Source organism: Streptomyces sp. BBFR2 (genome assembly GCF_044497305.1).
Lineage (GTDB): Bacteria > Actinomycetota > Actinomycetes > Streptomycetales > Streptomycetaceae > Streptomyces.
In genome coordinates, this window is record NZ_CP172415.1 from 3,997,086 (window position 1) to 4,021,866 (window position 24,781).

Annotated in this window: 21 protein-coding genes; 16 read left to right on the top strand and 5 right to left on the bottom strand. The window is 75.2% G+C overall.

What is annotated here, in order from left to right:
* Positions 1-138 precede the first annotated feature (138 nt).
* The 6 genes from ACGH2B_RS16150 to ACGH2B_RS16175 all read left to right on the top strand — a co-directional run bounded on the left by ACGH2B_RS16150 (position 139) and on the right by ACGH2B_RS16175 (position 9,063).
* The gene (locus tag ACGH2B_RS16150) at positions 139-2,142 is read left to right on the top strand and encodes a serine/threonine-protein kinase (protein WP_399089341.1); all 2,004 of its coding nucleotides are present in this window, start codon (positions 139-141) and stop codon (positions 2,140-2,142) included.
* A 186-nt stretch (positions 2,143-2,328) separates the two neighbouring features.
* Positions 2,329-4,485, top strand: a complete 2,157-nt coding sequence (locus tag ACGH2B_RS16155; protein WP_399089344.1) for a hypothetical protein — start codon at positions 2,329-2,331, stop codon at positions 4,483-4,485.
* A 134-nt stretch (positions 4,486-4,619) separates the two neighbouring features.
* Positions 4,620-5,858 carry an amidohydrolase family protein gene (locus ACGH2B_RS16160; protein ID WP_399089347.1) on the top strand — a complete coding sequence of 413 codons (1,239 nt, stop codon included), beginning with the start codon at positions 4,620-4,622 and terminating at the stop codon, positions 5,856-5,858.
* 8 nt (positions 5,859-5,866) lie between these two features.
* On the top strand, positions 5,867-7,021 hold the full coding sequence (locus tag ACGH2B_RS16165) for an acyl-CoA dehydrogenase family protein (protein WP_399089350.1): 1,155 nt from the start codon (positions 5,867-5,869) through the stop codon (positions 7,019-7,021).
* 9 nt (positions 7,022-7,030) lie between these two features.
* Positions 7,031-8,107: an acyl-CoA dehydrogenase family protein gene (locus ACGH2B_RS16170; protein WP_399089353.1), complete on the top strand. Its 1,077-nt coding sequence runs from the start codon at positions 7,031-7,033 to the stop codon at positions 8,105-8,107.
* A 449-nt stretch (positions 8,108-8,556) separates the two neighbouring features.
* Positions 8,557-9,063: an ATP-binding protein gene (locus ACGH2B_RS16175; protein ID WP_399089356.1), complete on the top strand. Its 507-nt coding sequence runs from the start codon at positions 8,557-8,559 to the stop codon at positions 9,061-9,063.
* Positions 9,064-9,149: 86 nt separating this feature from the next.
* Here the strand turns inward: ACGH2B_RS16175 and ACGH2B_RS16180 are convergent, their stop codons facing one another.
* A complete protein-coding gene (locus tag ACGH2B_RS16180) occupies positions 9,150-10,076 on the bottom strand; it encodes a cyclase family protein (protein ID WP_399089359.1) in 927 nt (308 codons plus the stop codon).
* 97 nt (positions 10,077-10,173) lie between these two features.
* On the opposite strand from ACGH2B_RS16180, the gene ACGH2B_RS16185 reads away from it, so the two are divergent.
* Together ACGH2B_RS16185 and ACGH2B_RS16190 are read left to right on the top strand one after the other, a co-directional pair.
* Positions 10,174-11,085, top strand: coding sequence for an SDR family oxidoreductase (locus ACGH2B_RS16185; RefSeq protein ID WP_399089362.1), 912 nt, complete (start codon positions 10,174-10,176; stop codon positions 11,083-11,085).
* Positions 11,086-11,256: 171 nt separating this feature from the next.
* The gene (locus tag ACGH2B_RS16190; protein WP_399089365.1) at positions 11,257-12,330 is read left to right on the top strand and encodes a Zn-dependent alcohol dehydrogenase; all 1,074 of its coding nucleotides are present in this window, start codon (positions 11,257-11,259) and stop codon (positions 12,328-12,330) included.
* Positions 12,331-12,488: 158 nt separating this feature from the next.
* Here ACGH2B_RS16190 and ACGH2B_RS16195 read toward each other — a convergent pair whose 3' ends face one another.
* Entirely contained in the window at positions 12,489-13,112 is a 624-nt protein-coding gene (locus ACGH2B_RS16195; RefSeq protein WP_399097050.1) for a flavin reductase family protein, read from the bottom strand.
* A 243-nt stretch (positions 13,113-13,355) separates the two neighbouring features.
* Here ACGH2B_RS16195 and ACGH2B_RS16200 point away from each other — a divergent pair, with 243 nt between their 5' ends.
* The 3 genes from ACGH2B_RS16200 to ACGH2B_RS16210 all read left to right on the top strand — a co-directional run bounded on the left by ACGH2B_RS16200 (position 13,356) and on the right by ACGH2B_RS16210 (position 14,880).
* Entirely contained in the window at positions 13,356-13,910 is a 555-nt protein-coding gene (locus ACGH2B_RS16200; protein WP_399089368.1) for an RNA polymerase sigma factor, read from the top strand.
* Between the two features lie 8 nt (positions 13,911-13,918).
* Complete coding sequence (locus ACGH2B_RS16205; RefSeq protein ID WP_399089371.1) at positions 13,919-14,584, top strand: hypothetical protein; 666 nt, start codon at positions 13,919-13,921, stop codon at positions 14,582-14,584.
* 98 nt (positions 14,585-14,682) lie between these two features.
* Positions 14,683-14,880, top strand: coding sequence for a hypothetical protein (locus ACGH2B_RS16210; protein ID WP_399089374.1), 198 nt, complete (start codon positions 14,683-14,685; stop codon positions 14,878-14,880).
* Positions 14,881-14,886: 6 nt separating this feature from the next.
* On the opposite strand, the gene ACGH2B_RS16215 is transcribed toward ACGH2B_RS16210, so the two are convergent.
* Together ACGH2B_RS16215 and ACGH2B_RS16220 are read right to left on the bottom strand one after the other, a co-directional pair.
* On the bottom strand, positions 14,887-15,849 hold the full coding sequence (locus ACGH2B_RS16215; RefSeq protein WP_399089377.1) for an enoyl-CoA hydratase/isomerase family protein: 963 nt from the start codon (positions 15,847-15,849) through the stop codon (positions 14,887-14,889).
* Positions 15,850-16,273: 424 nt separating this feature from the next.
* Positions 16,274-18,523: an acetate--CoA ligase family protein gene (locus ACGH2B_RS16220; RefSeq protein WP_399089381.1), complete on the bottom strand. Its 2,250-nt coding sequence runs from the start codon at positions 18,521-18,523 to the stop codon at positions 16,274-16,276.
* 625 nt (positions 18,524-19,148) lie between these two features.
* Between ACGH2B_RS16220 and ACGH2B_RS16225 the strand changes: the two genes are divergently transcribed.
* From ACGH2B_RS16225 to ACGH2B_RS16240, 4 genes are all read left to right on the top strand, one after another.
* Positions 19,149-19,601: a DoxX family protein gene (locus tag ACGH2B_RS16225; protein WP_399089384.1), complete on the top strand. Its 453-nt coding sequence runs from the start codon at positions 19,149-19,151 to the stop codon at positions 19,599-19,601.
* The gene (locus ACGH2B_RS16230) at positions 19,598-20,053 is read left to right on the top strand and encodes a Zn-ribbon domain-containing OB-fold protein (RefSeq protein ID WP_399089387.1); all 456 of its coding nucleotides are present in this window, start codon (positions 19,598-19,600) and stop codon (positions 20,051-20,053) included. The genes ACGH2B_RS16225 and ACGH2B_RS16230 overlap by 4 nt, the downstream gene beginning before the upstream one ends.
* Positions 20,054-20,169: 116 nt before the next feature.
* Complete coding sequence (locus ACGH2B_RS16235) at positions 20,170-20,694, top strand: GNAT family N-acetyltransferase (protein WP_399089389.1); 525 nt, start codon at positions 20,170-20,172, stop codon at positions 20,692-20,694.
* Positions 20,695-21,007: 313 nt separating this feature from the next.
* Positions 21,008-21,889 carry an alpha/beta fold hydrolase gene (locus tag ACGH2B_RS16240; RefSeq protein ID WP_399089392.1) on the top strand — a complete coding sequence of 294 codons (882 nt, stop codon included), beginning with the start codon at positions 21,008-21,010 and terminating at the stop codon, positions 21,887-21,889.
* 249 nt (positions 21,890-22,138) lie between these two features.
* Here the strand turns inward: ACGH2B_RS16240 and ACGH2B_RS16245 are convergent, their stop codons facing one another.
* Positions 22,139-22,867 carry a pyridoxal 5'-phosphate synthase gene (locus tag ACGH2B_RS16245; protein WP_399089395.1) on the bottom strand — a complete coding sequence of 243 codons (729 nt, stop codon included), beginning with the start codon at positions 22,865-22,867 and terminating at the stop codon, positions 22,139-22,141.
* Positions 22,868-23,520: 653 nt separating this feature from the next.
* Here ACGH2B_RS16245 and ACGH2B_RS16250 point away from each other — a divergent pair.
* Positions 23,521-24,687: a macrolide family glycosyltransferase gene (locus ACGH2B_RS16250; RefSeq protein WP_399097053.1), complete on the top strand. Its 1,167-nt coding sequence runs from the start codon at positions 23,521-23,523 to the stop codon at positions 24,685-24,687.
* The last annotated feature ends 94 nt before the right edge of the window (positions 24,688-24,781 follow it).

Here is a 24,781-nt window from a genome sequence, read left to right on the forward strand (position 1 = left end):
CGTCACGGCCCCGGGCCTTCCGCACCCCCGCGGATGAGAGAGAATGAAGGCTCTGCCAGGGTGGGTTGTCCGAGTTGACCAGTTTGGCGCCGATGGGAATCGGGGCCGTCAACTCGGCTGGATTGCAGAGGGGATTCAGTGGGCGACGAGGTCGAGATGGACGGCAAGGAGGGCAGGCTGCTCGCCGGCCGGTACCGGCTCGCCGGAGTCCTCGGCCGCGGCGGCATGGGCACCGTCTGGCGGGCGCGCGACGAGGTGCTGGGCCGCACGGTCGCGGTCAAGGAGCTGCGCTTCCCCGGCGGCGTGGAGGAGGACGAGAAGCGCCGCCTGATCACCCGTACGCTGCGCGAGGCCAAGGCGATCGCCCGGATCCGCAACAACGGCGCGGTGACCGTCTACGACGTGGTCGACGAGGACGACCGGCCGTGGATCGTCATGGAGCTGGTCGAGGGGCGTTCCCTCGCCGAACTGGTGCGCGACGACGGTCCGCTCACCACCCGCCGCGCCGCCGAGGTGGGTCTCGCCGTCCTCGACGTGCTGCGCGCCGCGCACCGCGAGGGCATCCTGCACCGCGATGTGAAGCCGTCCAACGTCCTGATGTCGGACGACGGCCGGGTGGTGCTGACCGACTTCGGTATCGCCCAGGTCGAGGGCGACCCGTCGGTGACGTCCACCGGCATGCTCGTCGGCGCCCCCTCGTACATCTCACCGGAGCGGGCCCGCGGCCAGAAGCCGGGCCCGCCCGCCGACCTGTGGTCCCTGGGCGGCCTGCTGTACGCCTGCGTCGAGGGCGTCCCGCCGTACGACAAGGGGTCGGCCATCGCGACGCTGACGGCGGTGATGACCGAGCCGGTCGAGCCGCCCAAGCACGCCGGCGCGCTGGCGGACGTCATCCTCGGACTGCTGGTCAAGGACCCGGACGGACGGCTGGACGACGCCGGGGCGCGGGTGCTGCTGGAGAAGGTCGCGCACGGTCCGGAGGAGAGCGAGCCGCCGCTCGACGCGACGCGGGCGATGACGCTGCCGGTGGTGCCCGAGGAGGCGCCGCCGCGGCCGGCGGCGAGGCCGAAGGCCGCGCCGAAGCCGGCCCGTCCCCGGCCGAAGAGGCCGAAGGCGGCGCCGAAGCCGGCCGCGTCGCCCGCGCCCGCGCCGGTCGCGCCGAAGCCGGCCGCCGGGAGCGGTACGGCCAAGGGCGGCGCGCCCGCGAAGGCGGCGGGCGACCGGCCGGGCTTCGACAGCGAGGCGGCCAAGGAGCGGATGCGCGACGCGCTGAAGACGGTGCGGGCGGCCGCGGCGTCGGCGGCTTCCACGGCTTCCACGGCGGCGTCGAAGGCGGCCGCGGCACGGAACGGCGCCGGGTCCGGCTCGGGTTCCGGCGCGGGCGGCGGGCGGCCGCCGCGGGCCTCGGTCACCGATGTGGTGCCGCGCCGCACGCTCATCATCATCGCGGTGGTCGTGGCGCTCGCCGTGGTGGCCGCGATCCTCGGGTTCGCGCTGTCCGGCGGGGACTCCGGCGACAGCGCCGACGCGGGCAAGGACATCGAGGCGACGGCGGCGCAGACGCACGCCTCGGGCGGCGGCGGTACCCCGGACGGCGGCAAGGCCACACCGTCCGGTGACGCCCCGTCGGCCCCCGGCGGGAAGGGCGACGGCAAGGGCGAGGACGACGGGAAGGACGCGCTGCCCGACGGATACGCGAACGTCACCAACGGCGACTTCCACTTCCGGGTGGCGATGCCCGAGGGCTGGCACCGTACCGGCACCGCGGGGCAGAACTCCGGCGCCATCTTCGGCAAGGACGCCGACGGTTTCCCGCGCATCCAGATCGACTACAACGCCTCGCCGGGCAAGGACGCGGCGGCCTCCTGGCGGCAGTTGGAGCCCGCGGTGCGCGGTTCGACGCCCGACTACCACCGCATCGCCATCAAGCCGGTGCGCTGGCGCGACTACCCGACGGTCGCCGACTGGTCGTTCACCCGCAGCTCGCACGGGCAGAAGGTGCGGGTGCTCAACCGCGGTTTCCGCGCGGACGACGACCACGGCTACGCGATCATGATCACTTGCAAGGCGGACGCCTGGTCGGACGCGGAGTGCAAGAAGCTGCGGGACACCGCGTTCGCGACGTTCGCCGTCAAGGACTGACGGCCCGGGGCGGCTGCCCCGCGGGCGTTCGCCCGGAGCGGGCCGCGGCCGGGCCCCGGGCACGTATCGTGAGATTCACAAGGCTGTTCGGGCCCGCGGGGCCCGGGGCGGGCGGCCCGGCGGGCGCCCGTGGGGGTACGCCGGGCCCGTGCGGGTCCGGCGCGGCACATACGCAGGGGAGGCGTCGTGGAGCGGTACGCGGGGCGGGTGCTCGCGGAGCGTTACCGTCTGCCGCTGCGGCCCGGGGGCGGCGACGGCGCCACGGCGTTCCGCGCCCTCGACACGCTCAGCTCGCAGGAGGTGCTGCTGCGTCAGGTGCCGCTGCCCGAGGTGGTGGAGGCGGAGTTCGCCGACGCGGCGCCGGGCGGGTGGCCGGGCGCCGGGCGGGCCGGGGCGGCGCGGGAGGCGCCGCGCGATCCGCGGGATCCGGTCGTACGCCGTGCGTTCCTGGCGGCGACGCGGGCCGCGGAGCTGCCCGACCATCCACTGCTCGACCAGGTCTTCGACGTCTTCGTGGCGGACGGTTCGCTGTGGATCGCCGGTGAGCTGATCGCCGCCCGCCCGCTCGCGGTGCTGCTCGCCGAGGGCCCGCTGGCGCCGCAGCGCGCCGCCGAGATCGGCGCGGACGTCCTCACCGCCCTGCGCGCCCTGCACGCCCGGGGCTGGGTGCACCGCAACGTCACCGACCGTACGGTCCTGATCTGCGACGACGGCCGCGCGGTGCTGAGCGGCCTGGCGGCGGGCGCGGCCCAGGAGGCGCTGTGCGGGACGGAGCCGATGCCCCTCGCGGCACCGGCCGTGGCGGTGCCCCCGGCGCGGGGCCCGGAGCCGGAGGGCGGCGCGGGAGAGCCCGCCGGGGCGTCCCCTACGGGTCCGGGCGCGGCCGGGGGCGCGTCCCCTGCGGGCCCGGCCGAGGCCGGTCCGTCCCGTACGGGTGCGGCCCCCGCGGTGCTGACCAAGGGCGGCGCGGCCGCTACGGGTCCGGCCGGGGGCGTCCCGGCTCCGGCGGGCCCGGCGCCCGTCGGGTCCGCCCCCGCGCTCCCCGTTCCCGTGGACGCCGGTCCCGGGGCGGGCGGGCTGCTCGCGGGGCGGGTGCGGGAGATGCGGCTGGCGGTCGTCGGGCCGGTCACCGAGCGGTGGGCGCCGGAGCAGGCGGCACCGGCCGGGTGCGGGGGCGCCGTGGGCAGCGGTACCGACCTGTGGGCGCTCGGCGCGCTGCTGTTCCGGTGTGTGCAGGGCCGTCCGCCGTACCCGGAGGAGAGCGCGGCGGAGCTGGCGCGGATGGTGTGCGCGCACCGTCCGGCGCCCGCCGGGGCCTGCGGCCCGCTGCGGCCCGCCGTCGAGGCGCTGCTCGGCCCGGACCCGGCCGCCCGGCCCGCCCCCGGGCCGCTGCTGGCGGTGTTGCGCGAGGTGACCCGCGGGGCGCCCGAACCGGAGCGGGACGGCGGCCTCGTCACCCTCCCCGCGCGCGGGACGGGCACCGATCCCGGGCGCCTGCCGGTGGTCCGCCGCCGCGGTGAGCTGGTCCGCAAGGAGAAGAAGGGCCGGGGCGCCGCTCCGGCACGGACCGCTCCGGCACCGAAGCGTCCCGGGCGCACGCCCCGCGCGGCGGCGGCCGGGCAGGAACCGCCGGGCCTCGCGGCCTCCGCGCCGGGCCGGGCGCCGAAGCCGCCGCGCGCCCGTGGTCCGCGCCATCTGGGCCGGCTGCTGCTGGTGGCGATCTTGCTGCTGGTGGCGGGCGCGGTGGCGTTCGCCGTGCTGTTCCTGCCGAAGGCCGGGGAGGAGGGCCGTGGCCGTACGGGCGCGGGCGCCCCGTCACCGTCGGCCGCCGCCCCGGGCGGCGGCCGTGGCGGGCCCGAGGCGGGCAGTCCGCAGACCACCACCCCCGCCGGGCTCGCCACGGGCTTCGCGGTCCGCAAGGACCCGGCCGGTTTCCAGATCGCGGTGCGTAAGGACTGGCAGCGCCGCGGGCCGGACGGCCAGGGCCGGATCCGTTACGCCGGCGGCGGCTACGAGCTGCTCGTGGTGCCGGGCCGGGACACCGTCGCCGCGTTCGGCGCCGACCCGCTCGCCTACCAGCAGGACAAGGAGCCGGAGCTGGCGGCGTACCGCGCCTCCTCCTGGGCGACGGCGTCCGGGCTGCGGCGGATGGACGTGGGGCGGACGGCGATGGCCGAGGGCGGCTTCAGTTGGAAGGACGGCGGCCGCGAGGTCTACGCCCGCAATTTCGTCATGATCCACCAGGGCCGCTACCACCTCGTCCAGGTGAGCGGACCGAAGTCCGGCAGCCGCACCGTGGACCGTCTCTACGACCAGGCCACGGGCTCGTACCGGCCCAACTGACCGTCCCGGCAGCCCTTTCGCGGCCCGGCTCCCGTTCCCGGGGGCCGGGCCGCCGCGCGTCCGCGCGCCCCGTCCTTGAGCCTTGTCGCCCTCGTACGGCCGGGGCTAGCCTCGTATCTGACGGAGCATCAGATATGGCGGGCCGGGCAGCGGATCCGGCCGGTACGGGTGAGGGGATTTGGGTGGAACTACCGCGCATCATCAGCGTCGACGACCACGTGATCGAGCCCGCGCACCTCTTCGAGACCTGGCTGCCGCGCCGCTACCGCGAGCGCGGCCCCAAGCCGCACACCGCCGGCATCGGCGAGCTGACCTACACCGGCGGCAAGTACGTCATCACCATGGACCCCGACGGCCCGCCGACCGACTGGTGGCTCTACGAGGACCTGAAGTTCCCGTACAAGCGGAACATCGCCGCCGTCGGCTTCGACCGCGACGACATGACGCTGGAGGGCATCACCCGCGCAGAGATGCGGCGCGGCTGCTGGGACCCGAAGGCGCGGCTGGCGGACATGGACCTCAACCACGTCGAGGCGTCGCTCTGCTTCCCGACCTTCCCGCGCTTTTGCGGCCAGACCTTCGCCGAGGCGCGCGACAAGGAGGTCGCCCTCGCCTGCGTACGCGCCTACAACGACTGGATGGTCGAGGAGTGGTGCGGGGACAGCGGCGGGCGGCTGATCCCGCTCTGCCTGATCCCGCTGTGGGACATCGGCCTGGCCGTCACCGAGATCCGCCGGAACGCGGCGCGCGGCGTACGGGCCGTGACGTTCTCCGAGATCCCCACCCACCTGGGGCTGCCGTCGATCCACACCGGGTACTGGGACCCGTTCTTCGCGGTGTGCGAGGAGACCGGGACCGTCGTCAACATGCACATCGGGTCGTCGTCCCAGATGCCCGCCGCCTCCCCCGACGCGCCGCCCGCCGTCCAGGCGTCGCTCTCCTTCAACAACGCCATGGCGTCGATGACGGACTTCCTGTTCAGCGGGGTCCTCGTGCGATACCCGCGGCTCAAGCTCGCCTACAGCGAAGGCCAGATGGGCTGGATCCCGTACGCCCTGGAGCGCGCCGACGACGTGTGGGAGGAACACCGCGCCTGGGGCGGTGTGCGCGAGCTGATCCCCGAGCCGCCGTCCACGTACTACTACCGGCAGATCTTCTGCTGCTTCTTCCGCGACCGGCACGGCGTCGCCTCGCTGGACACCGTCGGCGTGGACAACGCGACCTTCGAGACCGACTACCCGCACGTCGACTCGACCTTCCCGCACACCAAGGAGGTCGCCCTCGATCATGTGAAGGGCCTCGACGACACCACCGTGTACAAGCTGATGCGCGGCAACGCCATCCGCATGCTCGGCCTGGACCTGGACCGGTAGGCCCGCCCGTGGACCTCACGTACACGGACGAGGAGGAGGAGTTCCGCGCCGGACTGCGCCGCTGGCTGACCACGGCGCTCCCGGCGCTCCCGCCGCCCCCGGACCCGCACGACTGGCCGGGGCGCCGCGCCCACGACACCACCTGGCAGCGGATGCTGTACGACGCCGGGTACGCCGGACTGCACTGGCCCGCCGACGCGGGCGGGCGCGGCGCCACCCCGACCCAGCACCTGATCTTCCTGGAGGAGACCGAACGCGCCGGGGCGCCGTACGTCGGGGCGAACTTCGTCGGACTGCTGCACGCCGGGCCGACGCTCGCCGCCGAGGGCACCGCGGCCCAGCGCGCCCGCTGGCTGCCGCCGATCCTGCGCGGCGACGAGATCTGGTGCCAGGGCTTCTCCGAACCGGACGCCGGATCGGACCTGGCGGCACTGCGCACCCGCGCGGTCCGCGACGGCGACGCCTACGTGGTCACCGGCAGCAAGATCTGGACCTCGCACGCCGAGGTCGCCGACTGGTGCGAACTGCTGGTCCGCACCGACCCCGGCGCCCCCCGCCACCGCGGCATCACCTGGCTCGCCATGCCGATGGACGCGCCCGGCGTGACCGTCCGGCCGCTGCGCACCCTCGCCGGGTCCACCGAGTTCGCCGAGGTGTTCCTCGACGAGGTCCGCATCCCGGTGGCGCACCGGGTCGGGGCGGAGAACGACGGCTGGCGGGTCACGATGGTGACGCTCTCCTTCGAGCGCGGCACCGCCTTCGTCGGCGAGGTCGTCGCCTGCCGCCGGGTGCTGGGCGAACTCGCCCGCACCGCACGGGCGAACGGCCGCTGGGACGACGCGGTGCTCCGCCGCCGGCTGGGGCGGCTCGCCGCCGAGTTCACCGCGCTGTGGCGGCTGACCCAGTGGAACGTCAGCGCCGCCCAGCGCGGCAGCGGCGTCCCGGGCGCCGGCGCCTCCGTCTTCAAGCTCCGCTACTCCCACGCCCGCCAGGAGCTGTACGACACGGCGGCCGAGGTGCTGGGCGCCGGGGCGCTCGACGCGGACCACGAGTGGGTCGCCGCGCGCCTGTCGTCCCTCTCGTACACCATCGCGGCCGGCACCTCGCAGATTCAGCGGAACATCGTCGCCGAGCGGATCCTCGGCCTGCCGAAGGGACGGTGAGATACCGCCGTGGACTTCCAACTCACCGTCGAACAAGGGGAGTTGCGGGACGGGATGCGGGCGCTGCTGGCCGGGCGGTTCGGCCCGGAGCGGCTGCGCGCGGCCGTCGCGGCACCGGCCCTGGACCGCGCGCTGTGGCGGGAGCTGGGCGCCGCCGGACTCTTCGCGCTCCGGCTCCCGGAGTCCGGCGGCGGCGTCGGCCTCGGTCTGCCCGAGGCGGCCCTGCTCTTCGAGGAGACCGGCCGGGCCCTGCTCCCCGGCCCGCTGGTCGCCTGCCATCTGCTCGCCGGCCACCTCGCCGGCGTCGCCACCGGCGACCGGATCGTCGGCCTGACCGAGTCCCCGGGCGGCCCCGGCCTGTGGGAACACCCGGACGACTGCACCGAGTTGGCCGTTCTGCCGGGCGCGGGGCGCGGTGGCGCGGACGCGGTACGGGGTGGGCCGGGTGCGGGGCTGGACGGTGCGGACGCGGTACGGCGTGGGCCGGGCGCGGCCGGAGGTGCGGGGCGGGCCGCGCCCGGCGCCCACGCCGCCCCGGTGAGGGTGCTCCGTCCGGCCACCGGCGCCGGGGGCCCGCGCCCCGCCTCCGTCGATCCGCTGACGCCGCTGGCTCCGGTGCCCGCGGGCGTCGGGGAGCCGCTGCCGGGGCCCGCGGTGGACGTGCGCCGGATGCGCCGGGAGGCGGCGCTGCTCACCGCCGCGCAGCAACTCGGCAGCGCGGCGCGCACGGTGGAGAAGGCCGTGGCGTACGCCCGCGTGCGCGAGCAGTTCGGGGCGCCCATCGGCGCGTTCCAGGCGGTGAAGCATCTGTGCGCCGGGATGCTGGTCCGGGCCGAGACGGCGCGCGCCGCGGTGTACGCGGCGGCGGTCACCGAGAGCGAGGACGAGACGTACGCCGCGAAACTGCTCGCCGACGACGCGGCGGTGCGTAACGCCCGCGACTGTCTGCAAGTGCACGGCGGCATGGGGTTCACCTGGGAGGCGGAGGTCCATCTGCACCTCAAGCGCGCGTGGTGGCGCGCGGAGTGCTGGGGCGACGCCCGCGAGACGGAGGAACGCCTGGCGGCGGGCCTGCTGACCGGATGATGTCCGCCGTGGCCGCAGGGGATGTCAGCTTCTTGCAGCCGATGCGCGAAATGTCGGTTCTGGTAGGCAGATTCGGTCACGGAGCGTCGATATCGGGTTGTGTCCTGAGCGTGACTCGTCACACGGGGGAGTCGGCGACCTGCTCGGGTACGCTCGCTCGGGTGCGAGTGGTTCTGTTGCGCAGAGATCACGGTGGCGTCGGCGAGACGGCTCCGGGAGACGGAGTGCGCCGGGCTCGCACTGGTCGCGGGGGTCGGTTTCCCCGTGTTCGACTCCCCCAAAAAGTGCGTCGCACAGTATGCGGTACGCATACTCCCTTGCGCTGGAATATGCCCGAAGCGCTTGTTGGGGTGACGGAACGTCAACCATGCTGGGCGTCGTTGGGGTCACGCACCGTGACCTCGTGGAGGCGCAAGGCGAAGTTTCCGCCGGTTCGGATGGTGTGAGCGGTGCAGGTGCTTCAGGTGCAGTTGGAGGTACGGCCCGACCCCGCTGAGGTGGGGCGGGCCCGGCGGTGGGCCCGGTCGCGGCTGGCGGGGTCGGGGATAGGCGCCGATGAGCCGCTGTCCGAGACGCTGATCCTGCTGATCTCGGAGCTGGTCACCAACGCCGTGGTTCACACGGGCACCGGTGCCGTGCTGCGGATGTGCTTCTCCGGTTCCGGCGCCGTGGTGGGGACGGTGCGGGTGGAGGTCGCCGACGCCAGTGCCCGCCCGCCGCGCCACCGCCACGCCGACGGCGACGACACCCACGGCCGGGGTCTGGAGCTGGTCGACGGGCTCGCCGACCGCTGGGGCTGGCAGCCCGAGGGCGCGGGCAAACGCATCTGGTGCGAGGTGGACCGCGGGCAGCCGCTGCCGTTCGCCCCGGAGTGCCAGGGCGCCTCGTACGCGTCCGGCGGTGCCGCGGTGTCCGGTGTGTGCGGGACCCACCGCGTCACCCACCACGCCGTCTGACGGTGCGCCGCCGGGCCCGCCGTCGCCCGGGCGGACGGCGGTCCGCGCCGCGTACGGGCGGGCCCGGACCGGGGCGGACGGGCCGGTCAGAGCAGGGCCACGGGGGCGACGGGGGCGCCCGCGCCGCCGGTGAAGGGTTCGGCGACGGCGGACAGCAGGAAGGCGTGGCGGCCCAGCTCCGCGCAGGTCTCCGACAGCTCCTCCAGGTTCCAGTTCTGGCCCTGCAGCATGCCCATCTCCACCAGGTGCAGCGCGTGCACCGCCAGCCACAGCCCCTCGATCTCCGGCGGGAAGATCTCGAACGTCAGGGTGTCGTTGGCGACCGCCGCCACGTTCCGCTCGTGGAACCACCGGGGTGTACGCACCGACAGCCCCGGTGACGGGAGTGCGTACGCCTCCCGCTCGCCCGCCAGATAGCGCCTCATCTGGCCGGTGCGGACCAGCACCACATCGCCCGCCCGTACCCGCGTACCCGCCAACTCCTCGGCCGCGTCGAGGTCTTCGGGCGTCACGGCGTGCCCCTCGGGCAGCCGGTCGGTGCCGTGGGCGCGGGCCACGTCCAGCAGGACGCCGCGGGAGACGACGGGCGGGAGTTTCTCGGTGCCCAGGGCGGTGGCCCCGGCGTGGGCGGTGACGGCGCCGGCGGGGCGCCCGTTGTAGAGCCGCCCGGAGTGTGAGACGTGGCTCAGCCCGTCCCAGTGGGTGCCCGCCTGGAGTCCCATGGTGACCGCGTCGTCCGAGGTGGCGACGGTGCCGGGGCCGAACAGCTCCTGGTTGACGGCGGTCATGGTGTGCAGCGGATTGATCCGGCCGGGGATGGCCCCGGTCTGTACGCCGTCGTGGCGCAGCGGCAGGGCGAGCGGGACGCGGTGGCCGCTGCGGACGCATGCCGCGGCGTCCCGGACCGTCCGCTCGGTGATCAGGTTGAGGGTGCCGATCTCGTCGTCCGGGCCCCAGCGGCCCCAGTTGTTCACCTGGCGGGCGAGGTCGTGGAATTCCTGCGGCAGCGGCACGGGCCCTCCTGGGGCGGGATCGGGTCGGGGGGTTGTGTTCGTACGGGGACTGCTCAAAAATCTAACGGTCCGTCAGAAACTCTGGGAGGGTCGCGGTATGGGCAACTTCTTGGCCGGCAAGGTGATCGCCGTCACGGGGGCGGGGCGCGGCATCGGCCGGGCGGTGGCCCTCGCCTGCGCCGCCCACGGCGCCCGTGTCGTCGTCAACGACTACGGCGTCTCCGTCGCGGGCGCCGAGCCGAGCAGTGAGGTCGCGGCGGCGGTCGCCGAGGAGATCACCGCGGCGGGCGGTGAGGCGGTCGCGGTCGCCGACGACGTCGCGACGATGGCCGGCGGGCAGCGGATCACCGACACCGCGCTGGAGCGCTACGGGCGGCTCGACGGCGTGGTCTGCGTCGCCGGGATCCTGCGCGAGCGGATGCTCTTCAACATGACCGAGGAGGAGTGGGACCCGGTGGTCGCCACCCACCTCAAGGGCACCTTCACCCTCTTCCGCGCCGCCGCCGCCGTCATGCGGGAACAGGGCCACGGCACCCTCATCGGCTTCACCAGCGGAAACCATCAGGGCAGCGTGGCCCAGGCCAACTACGCCTCGGCGAAGGGCGGCATCATCTCGCTGGTGCGCAGCGCCGCGCTGGGGCTGCACAAGTACGGCGTGACGGCCAACGCGGTGGCGCCCGTCGCCCGCACCCGGATGTCGGCGAACGTGCCCATGGAGCTGACGGAGATCGGCGAGCCCGAGGACGTCGCCGCGTTCGTCGTCTACCTGCTCAGCGACCGGGCCCGGGAGCAGAAGATCACCGGGCAGGTCTACACCGTCGCCGGACCCAAGATCGCCGTCTGGGCACAGCCCCGCGAACTGCGTGCCGCCTACAGCGACGGCGGCTGGACCCCGGAGAAGCTCGCCGCGTCGCTGCCGGGCACGGTCGGTACGGATCCGATGCCGATGCTGGCGCGGTTGGAGGCGATGGCCGCCGCGGCGGCCAAGGGGGAGCGGCCCAACCGCTGAGCCCGTCCCCGTCCCGCCCCCGGGTGACGCGGCGGGCCGCGGCGCGGGGGCGGCAGGTCCGGCGCCCGGCAGGTCCCCGCCCGCGGGGCGGTGCACGGCGCGCCGCGCGGGGCGGTGTCCGTCCCGTCCGTCTCCCGCCCCGGTCCGGGCGGCCGATCCACGGAGGTTGTGATGAGAGGCGTCATCTTCGACGGTGAGAAGCCCCGGGTCGTGGACGACCTGGAGGTGCGCGACCCCGGGCCCGGCGAGGTGCTGGTCGCCGTCCGGGCGGCCGGACTGTGCCACAGCGATCTCTCGGTCATCGACGGCACGATCCCCTTCCCGGCGCCGCTGGTGCTCGGGCACGAGGGCGCCGGGGTGGTCGAGGCGGTCGGCGCGGGCGTCGGCCACGTCGCGCCGGGGGACCGGGTGGCGCTGTCCACGCTGGCCAACTGCGGGGCGTGCGCGGAGTGCGACCGGGGGCGGCCGACGATGTGCCGGAAGGCGATCGGGATGCCCGGCACGCCGTTCCGGTGGCGGGGCGCGCCGCTGTACCAGTTCGCGTCGAACTCGGCGTTCGCGGAGCGGACCGTCGTCAAGGCGGTGCAGGCGGTGAAGATCCCGCCCGGTATCCCGGCGGCGTCCGCGGCGCTCATCGGCTGCTCGGTACTGACCGGCGTCGGCGCGGTGCTCAACCGCGCGAAGGTGGACCGCGGCGACTCGGTGGTGGTCATCGGTGCCGGCGGTATCGGCCTGAACGTCCTCCAGGGCGCCCGGCTGGCCGGCGCCTCGGTGATCGTCGCGGTGGACGCCAACCCGGCGAAGGAGGCGATGGCCCGGCAGTTCGGCGCCACCCACTTCATCGACGCCTCCGCCGTACCCGACAGCGTCAAGGCGGTGAAGGAGGTGCTGCCGACCGGCGCCGACCACGCCTTCGAGTGCGTCGGCTCCACCCGCCTCATCCGGCAGGCGGTGGACCTGCTCGACCGGCACGGCCAGGCGGTGCTGCTGGGCGTCCCGCCCGCCACCGCCGAGGCGTCGTTCCTGGTGTCGTCGATGTATCTCGACAAGTCGATACTGGGCTGCCGCTACGGTTCCGCCCGCCCCCAGCGCGACATCGCCCTCTACGCCCGCCTCTACCGCGAGGGCCGCCTCCTCCTCGACGAACTGGTCAGCGCGGAGTACCCGGTGGAGGACTTCGCCCGCGCGGCCGACGACGCCCACCACGGCCGGGTGGCACGCGGGGTGCTGGTCTTCCCGGAGTGAGGGCCGGGGTCCTGGGGGAGCGGGCCGGGTCGGCGCCGGGTGGGCCCGTTCCGTACAAGCGCGGGGGAGAGGCCGCCCCGACCGTTCCCGTACGGGTGCGGAGAGGGCGACGTACGGGCTCGGGCGGGGCGCGAGCCGTCCGGGCCTGCGCCCCCGGCTCACGCCTCCCGGAAGGCTCCGAACGCTCCGCGGTGGAAGAGGAGCGGTCCGTCGGCCGCCGCGGCCGGGTCCGTGCCCAGGGCCTCGACCCGGCCGACGACGATGAGGTGGTCGCCCCCGGTGTGCACCGCGTGGACGGTGCAGTCGATCCAGGCGGGCACGGCGTCGAGACGGGGCGCGCCGGTCGCCGGCGCGGGCGAGTGCCGCACCCCGGCGAACTTGTCGGCCCCGCTGACCGCGAACGCCCGGCACAGCGCGCCCTGCCCGGCGCCCAGCACATTGACGCAGAAGACCCCGGCGCGGGCGATCCGCGGCCAGGTCGTCGACGTACGGGCGACCATGAAGGTCACCAGTGGCGGCTCCAGGGAGAGTGACGCGAAGGACTGGCAGGCGAATCCGGCGGGGCCGGTTCCGCCCTCCGCCGGGGCGGGCGCGGTGATGACCGTGACCCCGCTGGCGAAGTGTCCCAGGGCGGCGCGGAACGCGGCCGGATCGCACGGCGCGCGCTCGCCGTCGCGGACCGCCCGCAGCGTCCGGCGGGGTGCCGGTGGTGCGGTGGGCGGTGCGTCCGCCGAGGTCGTGGCGCCGCTCGCGCGCAGATAGCGGACGGCCGCCGCCGCCATTCCCGCATGTCCCATCATGGCCCCATTGAAGCTGACGCCTCGTCAGATGTGAAGCGTTCTCGTTCGCCATGAGGGGCTGCGGAAAAGGGAGTTGACCCTCACGGGTGGTTTACCGACCCGGGAGTACGGAACAGGGGGCATTTTCGGCCGAGGCCCGGCGAGGGCCTGATTTGCTGCGCATCGTGCGGGTAGCGTCCATCCCGGCCGCGACCGTAACCGAGTAACGGGGGAGGGTTCCGGTAGATGGCCGATCTGATGCCGTCATCCGCGTCCGCCACGTCACCGACCTTCGACGAGGTCTTCTGCGGGCTGCTGCCGCGCCTCTACCGGCGCGCGGTGATGCTGGCGGGCTCGCGCCACTCCGCGGAGGACGTGGTGCACGAGACCTACCTCAAGCTCGCCGGGCGCCCGCAGCGCTTCCTCGCCCACCCGGAGCCGTACGCCTATGCGTTCACCACCGCGCTCAACGTCGCCCGCGACGCCTACCGCAAGGCCGGCCGGCAGGTGCTCGTCGACGCCGTCGAGGGCTTCGACGAGGAGGCCGCACCGGCGGACGGCGGGTGGGACGGCGGACTGGAGCACCGCCACGCGGAGCTGGAGGCGGTACGGATGCTGGGCATGCTCACCCACCGCCAGGCGGGCATCGTCATCCTCGTCGACCTCGACGGCTACACCCTCGACCAGGCGGCCAAGATCATGAAGGTGCACCGCGGGACGGCGGCCCGGCACCGGGCCCGCGCCCTGGACAGGCTCCGCGCCCACCTCGTTCAATCGGCGCAGGGACGGGCGGAGAGGTGAACGGCGCGGTGGACACGGGACGCGGACACGACGGAGCGGAGACCGTATCCGGCCACGGCGGTGGCGGCCCCGGCGCCACGGGCCGCTCCGGCGGGCCGGGCGGTGAGGACGACGCCGTGGCGCTGCTGCGCGAGCGGCTGCACCGCGCCGACCGGGAGATCGGGACGCCCCCGGGCCTGTGGGAGCGGGTCCGGCAGACGCCGTCCGAGCGGCCCGCGGTCGCTTTCGCGCCGCTCCGCCGCAGGCCGCCGGCCACGGCGTTCGTGGTCGCCGCGGCGGTCGCGGCGGTCACGCTCGGGGTGTGGTGGGCGGTGCGCCCCGGTGGCGGGGAGCCGCGTCCGGCCGCGCCCCCGACCGTCCCGGTGGCCGTCTACAACACCGAGTCGGTCTGCCGCGGCAGCCACACCCTGGAGTGCGGGTTGCGGCTGGCCAAGGACCCGTACCGGCGCTACGCCGACGGCGCCAACGCCGCCGGGCGGGTCTGGCACGGCGACGTCCTGGCGGCCCGCTGTGTGGTCACCGACGGCGTCCTGGTCCGCGACGAGCAGGGCATGACCTCCACCCGCTGGTACCGCGTCAGCACGGCGCGGGGCGAGACGGGCTGGCTGCCCGGGGTGCGGACCCGCAACACCCGCGAGGTGCCGGTGTGCACCGCGCGCGAGAGCAAGCTGTGACACGGCTCGCCCCGAGCGGTGTCCTACGGATCGGCGGGCCCGGCCTCAAGGGCGCCCGGGCCGCACTGCACGGGAGAGCGACGATGAAGGTACGCGCGATGTTCAACGGAGCCGTCGGCGCCGGGGTCCTCACCGTAGGGCTGCTGGGCGCGGCGGGCGCGGTCACGGCGTCCACGGCGGACGACGACGGGGCGCCGGCGGCCGTGGACCGGGTCGTACCGACCCAGCCGGGGCCGCCGGGCGAGGGGCCGCCGGGTCCCGCCGTGCCCCGGGTCCCGGCCCAGCGCACCCGGTAGGGCGCGTCAGCGCCCCCGGTAGACGGGGGTGCGGCGGGCGACGAACGCGGCGACGCCCTCCTGGGCGTCCGCCGTTGTCATGGTCAGCTCCTGGGCGGTCGCCTCGGCCGCGAACGCCGCGCTCCGGTCGCCGTCCAGGGACGCGTTGACAAGCTGTTTGGTGAAGGCGAGCGCCCTGGTGGGGGCGGCGGCCAGCCGGTCGGCCCACTCCCGGGCGCGGTGCGGCAGCTCGTCGTCCGGCACCACGCGGTTGACCAGGCCCAGCCGTTCGGCGCCGGCGGCGGGCAGCGCGTCGCCGAAGAACATCAGCTCCTTCGCCCGCTGCGGCCCGATGAGCCGCGGCAGCAGATACGCGCCGCCGCCGTCCGGCACCAGACCGCGGCGGACGAACACCTCGATGAACCGCGCCGATTCGGCGGCGAGCACCAGATCACAGGCGAACGCCAGATGCGCGCCGAGCCCGGCGGCGGTGCCGTTGACGGCCGCGAGTACCGGCTTCTCGCAGTCCAGCACCGCGCCGATGAGCCGTTGCGCACCGCCCCGGATCAGCCGCGCCACATCTCCCGCCACCCGCTCCCCGGCCCCGCCCGCACGCGGGGCCCGCAGGTCCGCCCCGGCGCAGAATCCCTTGCCCCGCGCGGTGATCAGCACGGCTCGCACCGCCGGGTCGGCGGAGGCTTCGGCGAGCCGGTCGATCAGGCGTTCGCGCTGGTCAGGGGTGAGGGCGTTATGGGCGTCGGGCCGGTTGAGGGTGAGCGTGGCGACGCCGTTGTCAGTGGTGTGCAGTATCAAGGAATCAGTCGCGTCGGCCGCCGTGCCGCAAGCGCCGTCCGCCGCCTGCGCGCGGTCCGAACGGCTCCTTTCCGTACGGGGTTCGGGAGCGCCCGAAGGCCCGGGAGCCCCGGGTCCGGCCGGGTCGGACGCGTCGGACGTACCGGGGGAATCGGGGGAGAAGGGGGCGGAGGTCATGGGGGCGTGGCTCCTGACGGGGTGGGTGCGGTGGCTGCTGCGGGGGTGGGGCCGGTGCCTGGAGAGGGTGCGGACGCCGGGCCCGGGCGGGGGTGCGGGTGCAGGACCGGCCGGTGGTGGCGTGCGGTCCGGGCCGGTGGGGTGTGCGGTGCGGTCTCCGGGGGCGGCGGGGTGCGTGGGGGTGCGGTCCGGGCCGGTGGGCGTGGGGCCGCGCCCGCCGAGCGGTGCGGGGGCCGGTGCGGCGGCGGTCGGTGCGGTGGATGGTGCGGCGGTCGGTCCGGTGGGCGGCGCGGGGCACGGGGTGCGGTCTCCTGGAGCGGCGGGTGCGGGGCCGGGGCCGACGCCCGGCCCCGGGGGCGGCCCGGTGCCGGAGGCCGGGCGCGGGCCGGTGCGCGGCCCCGGGGGCGGGCCGGGGTCGCATCCGTCAGTGGCAGACGGCGAGGGCGTCCAGGGCGACCGCGCCCTGGCCCCGGGGGAGCACCACGAGCGGGTTGATGTCCAGCTCCGCGAGGTCGCCGTCGAGTTCGAGCGCCATCCGCTGGACCCGCAGCACCACCTCCACCAGCGCGTCCACGTCGGCCGGGGGCGCGCCCCGGACGCCCTCCAGCAGGGCGTGGCCGCGCAGTTCGCCGAGCATCGTGCGGGCCTGCTCCTCGCCGAAGGGCGGTACGCCGACCGCGACGTCCCGCAACACTTCCACCAGCACCCCGCCGAGCCCGACGGTCACCGTCGGCCCGAAGAGGCTGTCGCGGGTGACGCCGACGACCATCTCGACGCCCCGCTCGATCATCTGGCAGACGAGCACCCCGTCCAGCTCCGCGCCCTCGCAGCGGGCGATCTCGGTCAGCTCGCGGTAGGCGTCGCGGACCTGGCTGGCGGAGGTCAACCCCACCTTGACCAGGCCGAGTTCGCTCTTGTGCGCCAGTCGCGGCCCGGACGCCTTCATGACGACGGGGTAGCCGACCAGGCTCGCCGCCCGTACCGCCGCCGCCGCGCTGGTCACCAACTGCTCGCGCGGGACGCGGATGCCGTAGGCGCGCAGCAGTTGCTTCGCGGCGTGCTCGCTGAGCTGGGTGCCCGGGCGCAGCAGGGCGCGGGCCTTGCGGGCGGAGGGGGAGAGGGTGCGCGGGGCGTCGTCGAAGGGGGAGCGGTAGCCGTCCGTGAAGCGGTGGTGGCCGAGGTAGGCGCGGACGGCGGTGACGCAGTTGCCGAAGGTGCGGAAGGTCGCCACCCGCGAGGAGCCCAGCAGCGTGGTGCGGTACGCCTCCTCGGTGCCGACGGGCGAGCCCCACACCACGCACACCAGCTTGTCGGTGCGCTCGGCGGCGGCCACGAGGTCCTGGGCGAGCTTGTCGCTCATCGGTGGGAACGGCCCGGTGATCGGGCAGATCAGCACGCCGATGGACGGATCGTCGAGGATCGCGTCGATGATCTTCGGGCCACGGTGGTCGCCGACGGGGTGGCCGCCGTTGTCGATCGGGTTGGCGACGTTCAGGTAGTCGGGTATCCACTGGTGCAGTTCGGTCTGCTTGGCGTCGGAGAGCACGGGCAGCCGCAGTCCGGCGGCGGTCGCCAGGTCCGCGAAGTGGGCGCCGGTGCCCCCGGAGATCGAATAGACCGCGACGCCGTCGGCGAGCGGCTTCCGGGCCCGGGCCAGCAGCGCCGCGGTGTCCTGGAGTTGGTCCAGACCGTCCACCCGGATGACGCCGAACTGCCGCATCGCCGCGTCGATGACGCCGTCCGCGCCGGTGAGTTTGCCGGTGTGGGAGGCGGCCGTACGGGCGCCGGTCTCGGTACGTCCCACCTTCACGGCGACGACCGGCACGCCCCGGCGGGCGGCGTGGTCGGCGGCGAGGAGGAAGCTGCGGCCGTCCTTGAGCCCTTCCACATACGCGGCGATGGCGCCGGTCTCCGGGCGGGAGGCGAAGTAGGAGAGGAAGTCGGCGGTCTCCAGATCGGCCTCGTTGCCGGTCGGGGCCCAGTGCGAGAGGCGGATGCCGAGTTCCTGGAGGGCGAAGACCGGGCGGCCCTGGTGGCCTGACTGGGTGATCAGGGCGATGGCCGGTCCGTCGAGGTCGTCGCGGAACTTCTCGAAGGCGTTGAGGTTGGTGTTGGGTCCGAGCAGCCGGACGCCGGAGCGCCGGACGGCGTCGGCGAGCCGTTCCTGCGCGGCGGCGCCGTCCTCGCCGGTCTCGGCGAAGCCGGAGGCGAACGCCACCGCGAACCTCGCCCCGGCCGCGGGCAGTTGCTCGATGACAGGCGCCGGGTCGGCGACGAGCAGCACCGCGAGATCGACGGGTTCGGGCAGGTCGGCGACGGTCGGGCAGCAGGGGCGTCCGAAGACGGCCGTCCGTCCGGGGTTCACCGGGTGCAGCCGGGCGCCGACGCGGTCGGCCCAGGCGATGAGCTGCCGGGTGATGCCGGTGTTGGGGCGGCCTTCGCTGTCGGACGCGCCGACGACCGCGACCGAGGTGGGCCGGAAGAAGCGGTCCAGGTCGGGTACGGGTGCGCTGAGCGGCCGACCGCTGACGTCGAGGTCGTCCGAGGGGCCGGGAGGGCCGCCGCCGGCCGGGGCCACGGGGCCGCGTGCGGTGTGGGGTGGTTGCTCCCCGCAGGCCACGACGCGGGCCGGGCGGGAGTGAGTGCTGAGGGTGCCGTGGGTCGATCCAAGCATCGCAGTCGCCCGCTCCTCTGTGACGGCGGCTCTCCTTGCTGACGCTGGGTCAGATTACTGGAACTGACGGCCTGTCAGGAATGGGGTGACACGGGAAAGGTTCGGAGGGCGCCCGTGTCGGCCTCGGTCTGCGCGTGCCGCGCCCGGCCTCTCGCTCGGTCCGGGCCTCTCGGCCGGTCCGGTCCGGCCCGGCCTTCCGTTCGGCCCGGTCCGGGCTCTTGCCGGACCCGGTTCCGGCCGCTCGCTGGGCCTGGTCCGACTTCTCATCCATCCAGGTCAGGCCCTTGCGTGGCCGGCCCCGACGGTCAGGGCCGACGCCTCGTGCGGCCGGGGTCGGGCTCCCGCCCGGCCGGGCTCGCACTCCCCGCCCGGCCCGGTTCGACTCCTCGCCGGTCCGGTCCGGCCCCTTGCGCCCCCGTGCCCGGATCGGCTGAACTGGCCCGGCCCGTAACTGACGTAGCGTCAGAAACGCTCGGAGGGGGCACGGCCGGGCCACGGCACCCACCGGCCACGGCCCCTACCGGTCACGGCCCCTACCGGCCACGGCCGGAGCGGGAAGTGCGTGCTCCGGGGGCGGCCGGTGGGCGGTGGTATGCCAGGGGCTCTTCGAAGGAGGACGCGCGCGATGCAGACGATCTGGCTCGGCGGGGCCGAATGGCTCGCCGTGCTCCGTATCGGCCTCGGCCTGTGGTGGCTGGAGAGCTGGCGGCACAAGGACAGGAAGGCGTGGTTCAGCCGCGGCACCGGCATCGCCTGGGCCGCGGGCGTGGCGGCCGAGCACCGCTGGCCCGTGGTGCGCCGGGGGTTCGACGCGGTCGTCCGGCCGCGCCCGAAGGCGATGGCGTACGTCGTCGTGTACGCGGAACTGGCCCTCGGGCTGGGGCTGGTACTCGGCGTTCTCACCCCGGTGGCGCTGGTCGGCGGAGCGCTGTTGAACCTCCTCTATCTGGTGTTGATGATCCATGACTGGGCGGAGCAGGGGCAGAACGCGATGATGGCGCTGATCTCGCTGGTCGGGCTGTTCGCGATGTGCGGCCAGGTCTGGTCGGTGGACGCGGCGCTGGGGCTGTTCCGGTGACGGGCGGGGCGGCGAAGGGGACGGGTGCGGTCCGCTTCGATCTGCCGGAGACCGACGCGTTCACCCGCCCGTACTGGGAGGCGGCCGCGGCCGGCCGGTTGCTGCTGCGGCGGTGCCGGGCCGAGGGGTGCGGCGCGGCGCACCACTATCCGCGCGAGTTCTGCCCGTACTGCTGGAGCGAGGACGTGGTGTGGGAGCGGGCCGGGGGCCGCGCCACGCTCTACACCTGGTCGGTCGTGCACCGTAACGACCTGCCGCCGTTCGGGGAACGCGTCCCGTACGTCGCCGCCGTGGTGGACCTCGCCGAGGGGCCCCGGATGATGACCGAGATCGTCGGCTGTCCGGAACCCGCGCTGCGGATCGGGATGGCGCTGCGGGTCGCGTTCCGGGACGCCGGGGCCGGTGAGGGGGCGGAGGGGGTGGTGGTTCCGGTGTTCCGGCCGGAGGGGTGAGGTCCGCCCCGGGCCGTCGTCCGGCCGCTGTCCGGGCCCGGCGCCGTCCACCCGCCGGCCGGACGGCGGGGAAAAAGCCGGTGGAGCGGCGGCCGGGGCGAAGGCATGCTGTGGCGATGCGCAACGAGAACGAGGGTCACGGCCGGGTGCGGCTCCGGATCCGGGAAGCCACCGCGGCCGACTGGCCCGCCGTCTGGGCGTTCTTCCGGCCGATCGTCGCCGCCGGCGAGACGTACACCTACCCGCGCGACATCGGTGAGGACGCCGCGCGGGAGCTGTGGCTGCCGCACCCGCCGGGCCGGACCGTCGTCGCCGTGGACGCGGCGGGTACGGTCCTCGGCTCGGCGAAGATGAACCCCAACCACATGGGCGCCGCCGACCACATCGCCGGTGCCAGCTTCATGGTGGATCCCCGCCACGGCGGCCGGGGCGTCGGGCGGGCCCTGGGTGAACACGTCCTGGAGTGGGCGCGCGCCGAGGGGTACCGCGCGATGCAGTTCAACGCCGTGGTGGAGACCAATACCGGCGCCGTGGCCCTGTGGCGGTCCCTCGGCTTCCGGATCCTGGCGACCCTCCCCGAAGGCTTCCGGCACCCGTCCAAGGGCTACGTCGGACTGCACATCATGTTCCGGGAGCTGTGAGGGCACCGTACGAGGACGGCCTGAGTACGGGCGACCGGAGCGCGGTTCCGCGGGGCGGGAGCCGGGGCGGGCGCCACCCGTTCCGCATCGAATGCCCTGGTGGGAGCGCCGCACTCCGGCGAAACCGCGTGCCCGGGGCCGGACGTGCGCCGGGGCCCGGCACTCCGGATCCGCACGCCGCCGCCCGCATCCGGCGCACCGGGCACCGTGCGGCCCGGGCCCTCGGCGTCCCCGGGCCGCCCGGCGCGGCGCCGGGCGACGGTGGCGGGGAGAGGGGCTGTGCTCCCGGAAAGCGTTCCGGCAGACTGCCGGTATGCCGATCATCGACGTACCGACCGGAATGTCCCTCGCCTACGAAAGCTTCGGTGATCCGGGCGACCCTCCGGTGCTGATGGTGATGGGACTCGGGGCGCAGATGCTCGGCTGGCCCGAAGGGCTCTGCCGCGCGCTCGCGGACCGTGGCCGCCATGTGATCCGGTACGACAACCGCGACTGCGGGCGGTCGACCACGTTCGACGACCACCCCCTGGACACGGCCCGGTTCATCGCCACCGTCAAGGCGAAGGATTTCCCCGCCGCCCTCGCGATGGTGCCCTACCGGCTCACGGACATGGCCGACGACGGATTCGCGCTGCTCACCGCGTTGGGCATCGAACGCGCCCATGTCGTCGGTGCCTCCATGGGCGGCATGATCGCCCAGCGGATGGCCCTGGCTCACCCGGAGCGCGTCCTGACCCTGACGTCGATGATGTCCACGACCGGCGAGCCGGAGTACGGGCGTTCCACCCCGGAGGCGCGGGAGGTGCTGTTCGCCCCGCGGCCCGACGACCGCGAGGGGTACATCGCGACGGCCGACCGCGAGCTGGTGTGGGCCTCCCGGCGGTACGGCGACGCCGAGGAGCTGCGGCGGCTGGCCGCCGAGAGCTACGACCGCGGCCACCATCCGGGCGGGTACGGACGGCAGCTCGCCGCGATGGTCCTCGACGGCTCCCGTGCGGACGCGCTCCGGGAGCTGCGGGTGCCGACGCTGGTGCTGCACGGTCTGGACGACACGCTGATCGACCCCAGCGGCGGGCGGCGCACCGCGGAGCTGGTGCCCGGCGCCGAACTGCTGCTCCTGCCCGACATGGGCCACGACCGCCCGCGCCCGCTCTGGCCCGCGCTCGTCGACGCGCTGGTACGCCACACGGCCTGAACGCAGCCGCGGCGAGGGCGCGTCACCCCCGCCGGACGGCTCGTGACGGCGGGCTCAGCGCATCTGACGCGCGTATAGGGGCGGAAGGTCCGCCGAGTGGCACGTTTTTCGAATCGGTGCCGCCCGGGGGCAGGAGGGAGAGCCCCCGGAGGTGCGGTGCGTCCGGTGCGGAGGAGGCGCGTCGAACCCCGGGTGCGTCCGCCCCCGCCGGGGCCCGGCCGGACGCTTCCGGCCGGGCCCCGGTGTGCCCTACGGCCAGAGCAGCTCCCTGCGCCAAGTGCCGCCATCCGACCGGTAGTTGAGGCGTACGTGGCGGCGGCGGGCGTCGCCCTGGAAGAACTCGGCGGTGTCCGCGTGCAGGGTGTAGCGGGTCCAGTCGCCCACCGGGGCGTCCGGTTCGCGGACCGCGCGCTCCCAGGCGGCGTCGGCGGCGCGGTCCAGTTCGGCCGCCGAGCCGAGGGGCCGGCTCTGCCGTCCGACCAGTGCGGCGGCGAGGGAACCGGTGGACCGCGCGTGCAGCGCGGCGGCGCTCTCCTCGGGCCCGGCCTCGGTCACCGTTCCCTCGATCCGGACCTGACGGGCGACGGCCGCCCAGTAGAAGAGGAGGGCGGCGCGGGGCCGGTCCGCGAGTTCGCGTCCCTTGCGGCTGCCCCGGTGGGAGCCGAAGTGCCAGCCCCGCTCGTCGGCGTCGTGCAGCATCACGATGCGTACGGAGGGGTTCCCGGCGGCGTCTGCGGTGGCCAGGGCCATGGTGTGCGGCTCGGGCTGCCCCGCCTCGGCGGCCTCGCGCAGCCAGCGGCGGAAGAGCGGCAGCGGCGCGTCCGGCGCCCGCGAGGCGTCGAACGGCGGCAGCGGATGGTCCCAGACCCGCAGCCCGCGCAGCAGCTCACGGAAGGCGAGGTCCTCGTCGTGCGCGGCACCGGAGGGCGCCTGCGCCCCGGTGCCGTCCCGGCGCTGATTCGTGGAGTCGTCGGACATACCGGGAGCGTACGGGGGCGCCGCTGCGGGGGGAGTGGGCGCGGGGCCGACGGCGTACGGGTGCGGGGCCGACCGGACGGGCCGGGCCCGGTGCGGCCGGAACCCGGGGCGCGCCGCCGTTCCGGGCCCAGGCCCCGCTCCCGGCGCCGTTCCGGGCCCAGGCTTCCGGCCGCCGTTCCGGGCCCCGCTCCCACCCCACGCCCGCCCCCGCCTCCGCAGGGAAAACCCATGGCGCCCTCACGCACGGTTGTTCTACCGTCGGCGCATGCATCACTTCTGCCAGATCTACGGCTGACCGGGCCGGGCGCCTGCCGCCCCGCCTCGCCCTGCCCCCGGCTGACCGGCTCCGTGCCGGTCCGTGCCGCGTCGCTCCCGTGCCCTTCGTGCGGCCGGGACCGCGGCCGCTGAGTGGCGCCCGGAACCGTCACCGCCACGCGGTGGCCGGAGCCGTGGCCACCGCACGGCGCCCGGGGGCGTGGGCTCGGTCCACGTGCCGTCGCGGCCTCCCGCGTACGGCATCCCGCATCCGTAGATCACCGCAGAGGAATGTCATGCCTGACACCAACACCCCGCGCCCGCACGCCCCGTCCCGCGGCTCGGCGCTGGTGCCGCCGGGAGCCGACGCGCCCGTGCGGCGGCGCGCGCACGTCGCCATGGTGGGAACGCCGATGGTCAGCCATGTGCTGCCCGGTCTGGAGATCATCCGTGAGCTGGTGGCGCGCGGGCACCGCGTCACCTACGCCAACTCCGAGCACGCCGCCGAGCTGATCCGGCCGACCGGCGCCGAGTTCGTCCGCCACACCACGGTGCTGCCGGTGGCCACCAACATCTGGCCCGAGGACCCGGTGGGCGCCGCGTCGCTCTTCCTCGACGAGGCCATCGAGGTCCTGCCGCAGCTACGGGCCTTCTATGACGAGGACCCGGCGGACCTCTACCTTCACGACGTCGGCGCGTTCGCGGGCCGGGCGCTGGCCGAGGCGCAGGGCCGGGAGCTGGTCCAGCTCTCACCGACCTTCGTCGGCTGGGAGGGCGCGCAGGAGGAGATGGGCGCCGCGTTCGCCGGACTGCCGGGCGCCGAGGCGTACACCGCGCGGTTCGCGGCGTGGCTGGCGGAGTCCGGCGCGACGACCACGGACGTGGCGGAGTTCAGCGGGTGGCCCCGGCAGGCGCTGGCGTTGATCCCGCGGGCCATGCAGCCGCACGCCGACCGGGTCGATCCCGGCCGGGTCACGTTCGTCGGGCCCTGCTCGCGGGCGCGCGCGGACCGCGAGAGCTGGCACCGCCCGGCCGGTGCCGAGAAGGTCCTGCTGGTCTCGCTGGGCAGCGCGTACACCCGGCAGCCGGAGTTCTACCGGCGGTGCGTCGCGGCCTTCGGGGAGCTGCCCGGCTGGCATGTGGTGCTCCAGATCGGCCGGTACGTCGATCCGGCGGGACTCGGCGAGGTGCCCGGTAACGTCGAAGTGCGGTCGTGGGTACCGCAGTTGGCGATTCTGGAGCAGGCGGACGCATTCGTCACCCATGCCGGGATGGGCAGTTGCGGGGAGGCGCTGGCCTGCGGGGTGCCGATGATCACGGTGCCGCAGGGCGCCGAGCAGTTCGTCAACGCCGACCGCCTCGTGGAGCTGGGCGTCGCCCGCCGGATCGACACCGCCGACGCGACACCCGACGCACTGCGCACGGCGCTGCGCGAGCTGCTGGCCGACCCGGACACGGCGGCCCGTACGGCGCGGCTCCGTGCCGACGCCCGCGCGGAGGGCGGCGCCGGGCGCGCCGCCGACCTGATCGAGGAGCGGCTGGAGCGGATCACGGCCGAGGGCTGAGCCCCGGGGCGGGCGCCGGGCGCCGGGCGCCGGGCACCGGGCCCCGGCTCGGCGCCCGCCCTCTGCGGGGCCCTCGCCCCCCCCGGGGCACCGG

Excerpts from the sequence above, each read along its gene's own strand:
- ACGH2B_RS16245 (WP_399089395.1), bottom strand. The coding sequence starts at position 22,867 with ATGTCCGACGACTCCACGAATCAGCGCCGGGACGGCACCGGGGCGCAG.
- ACGH2B_RS16215 (WP_399089377.1), bottom strand. The coding sequence starts at position 15,849 with ATGACCTCCGCCCCCTTCTCCCCCGATTCCCCCGGTACGTCCGACGCG.
- ACGH2B_RS16195 (WP_399097050.1), bottom strand. The coding sequence starts at position 13,112 with ATGGCGGCGGCGGCCGTCCGCTATCTGCGCGCGAGCGGCGCCACGACC.
- ACGH2B_RS16200 (WP_399089368.1), top strand. The coding sequence starts at position 13,356 with ATGGCCGATCTGATGCCGTCATCCGCGTCCGCCACGTCACCGACCTTC.
- ACGH2B_RS16235 (WP_399089389.1), top strand. The coding sequence starts at position 20,170 with ATGCGCAACGAGAACGAGGGTCACGGCCGGGTGCGGCTCCGGATCCGG.
- ACGH2B_RS16250 (WP_399097053.1), top strand. The coding sequence starts at position 23,521 with ATGGTGGGAACGCCGATGGTCAGCCATGTGCTGCCCGGTCTGGAGATC.
- ACGH2B_RS16185 (WP_399089362.1), top strand. The coding sequence starts at position 10,174 with ATGGGCAACTTCTTGGCCGGCAAGGTGATCGCCGTCACGGGGGCGGGG.
- ACGH2B_RS16225 (WP_399089384.1), top strand. The coding sequence starts at position 19,149 with ATGCAGACGATCTGGCTCGGCGGGGCCGAATGGCTCGCCGTGCTCCGT.
- ACGH2B_RS16220 (WP_399089381.1), bottom strand. The coding sequence starts at position 18,523 with ATGCTTGGATCGACCCACGGCACCCTCAGCACTCACTCCCGCCCGGCC.
- ACGH2B_RS16160 (WP_399089347.1), top strand. The coding sequence starts at position 4,620 with ATGGCGGGCCGGGCAGCGGATCCGGCCGGTACGGGTGAGGGGATTTGG.
- ACGH2B_RS16190 (WP_399089365.1), top strand. The coding sequence starts at position 11,257 with ATGAGAGGCGTCATCTTCGACGGTGAGAAGCCCCGGGTCGTGGACGAC.
- ACGH2B_RS16210 (WP_399089374.1), top strand. The coding sequence starts at position 14,683 with ATGTTCAACGGAGCCGTCGGCGCCGGGGTCCTCACCGTAGGGCTGCTG.
- ACGH2B_RS16240 (WP_399089392.1), top strand. The coding sequence starts at position 21,008 with ATGCCGATCATCGACGTACCGACCGGAATGTCCCTCGCCTACGAAAGC.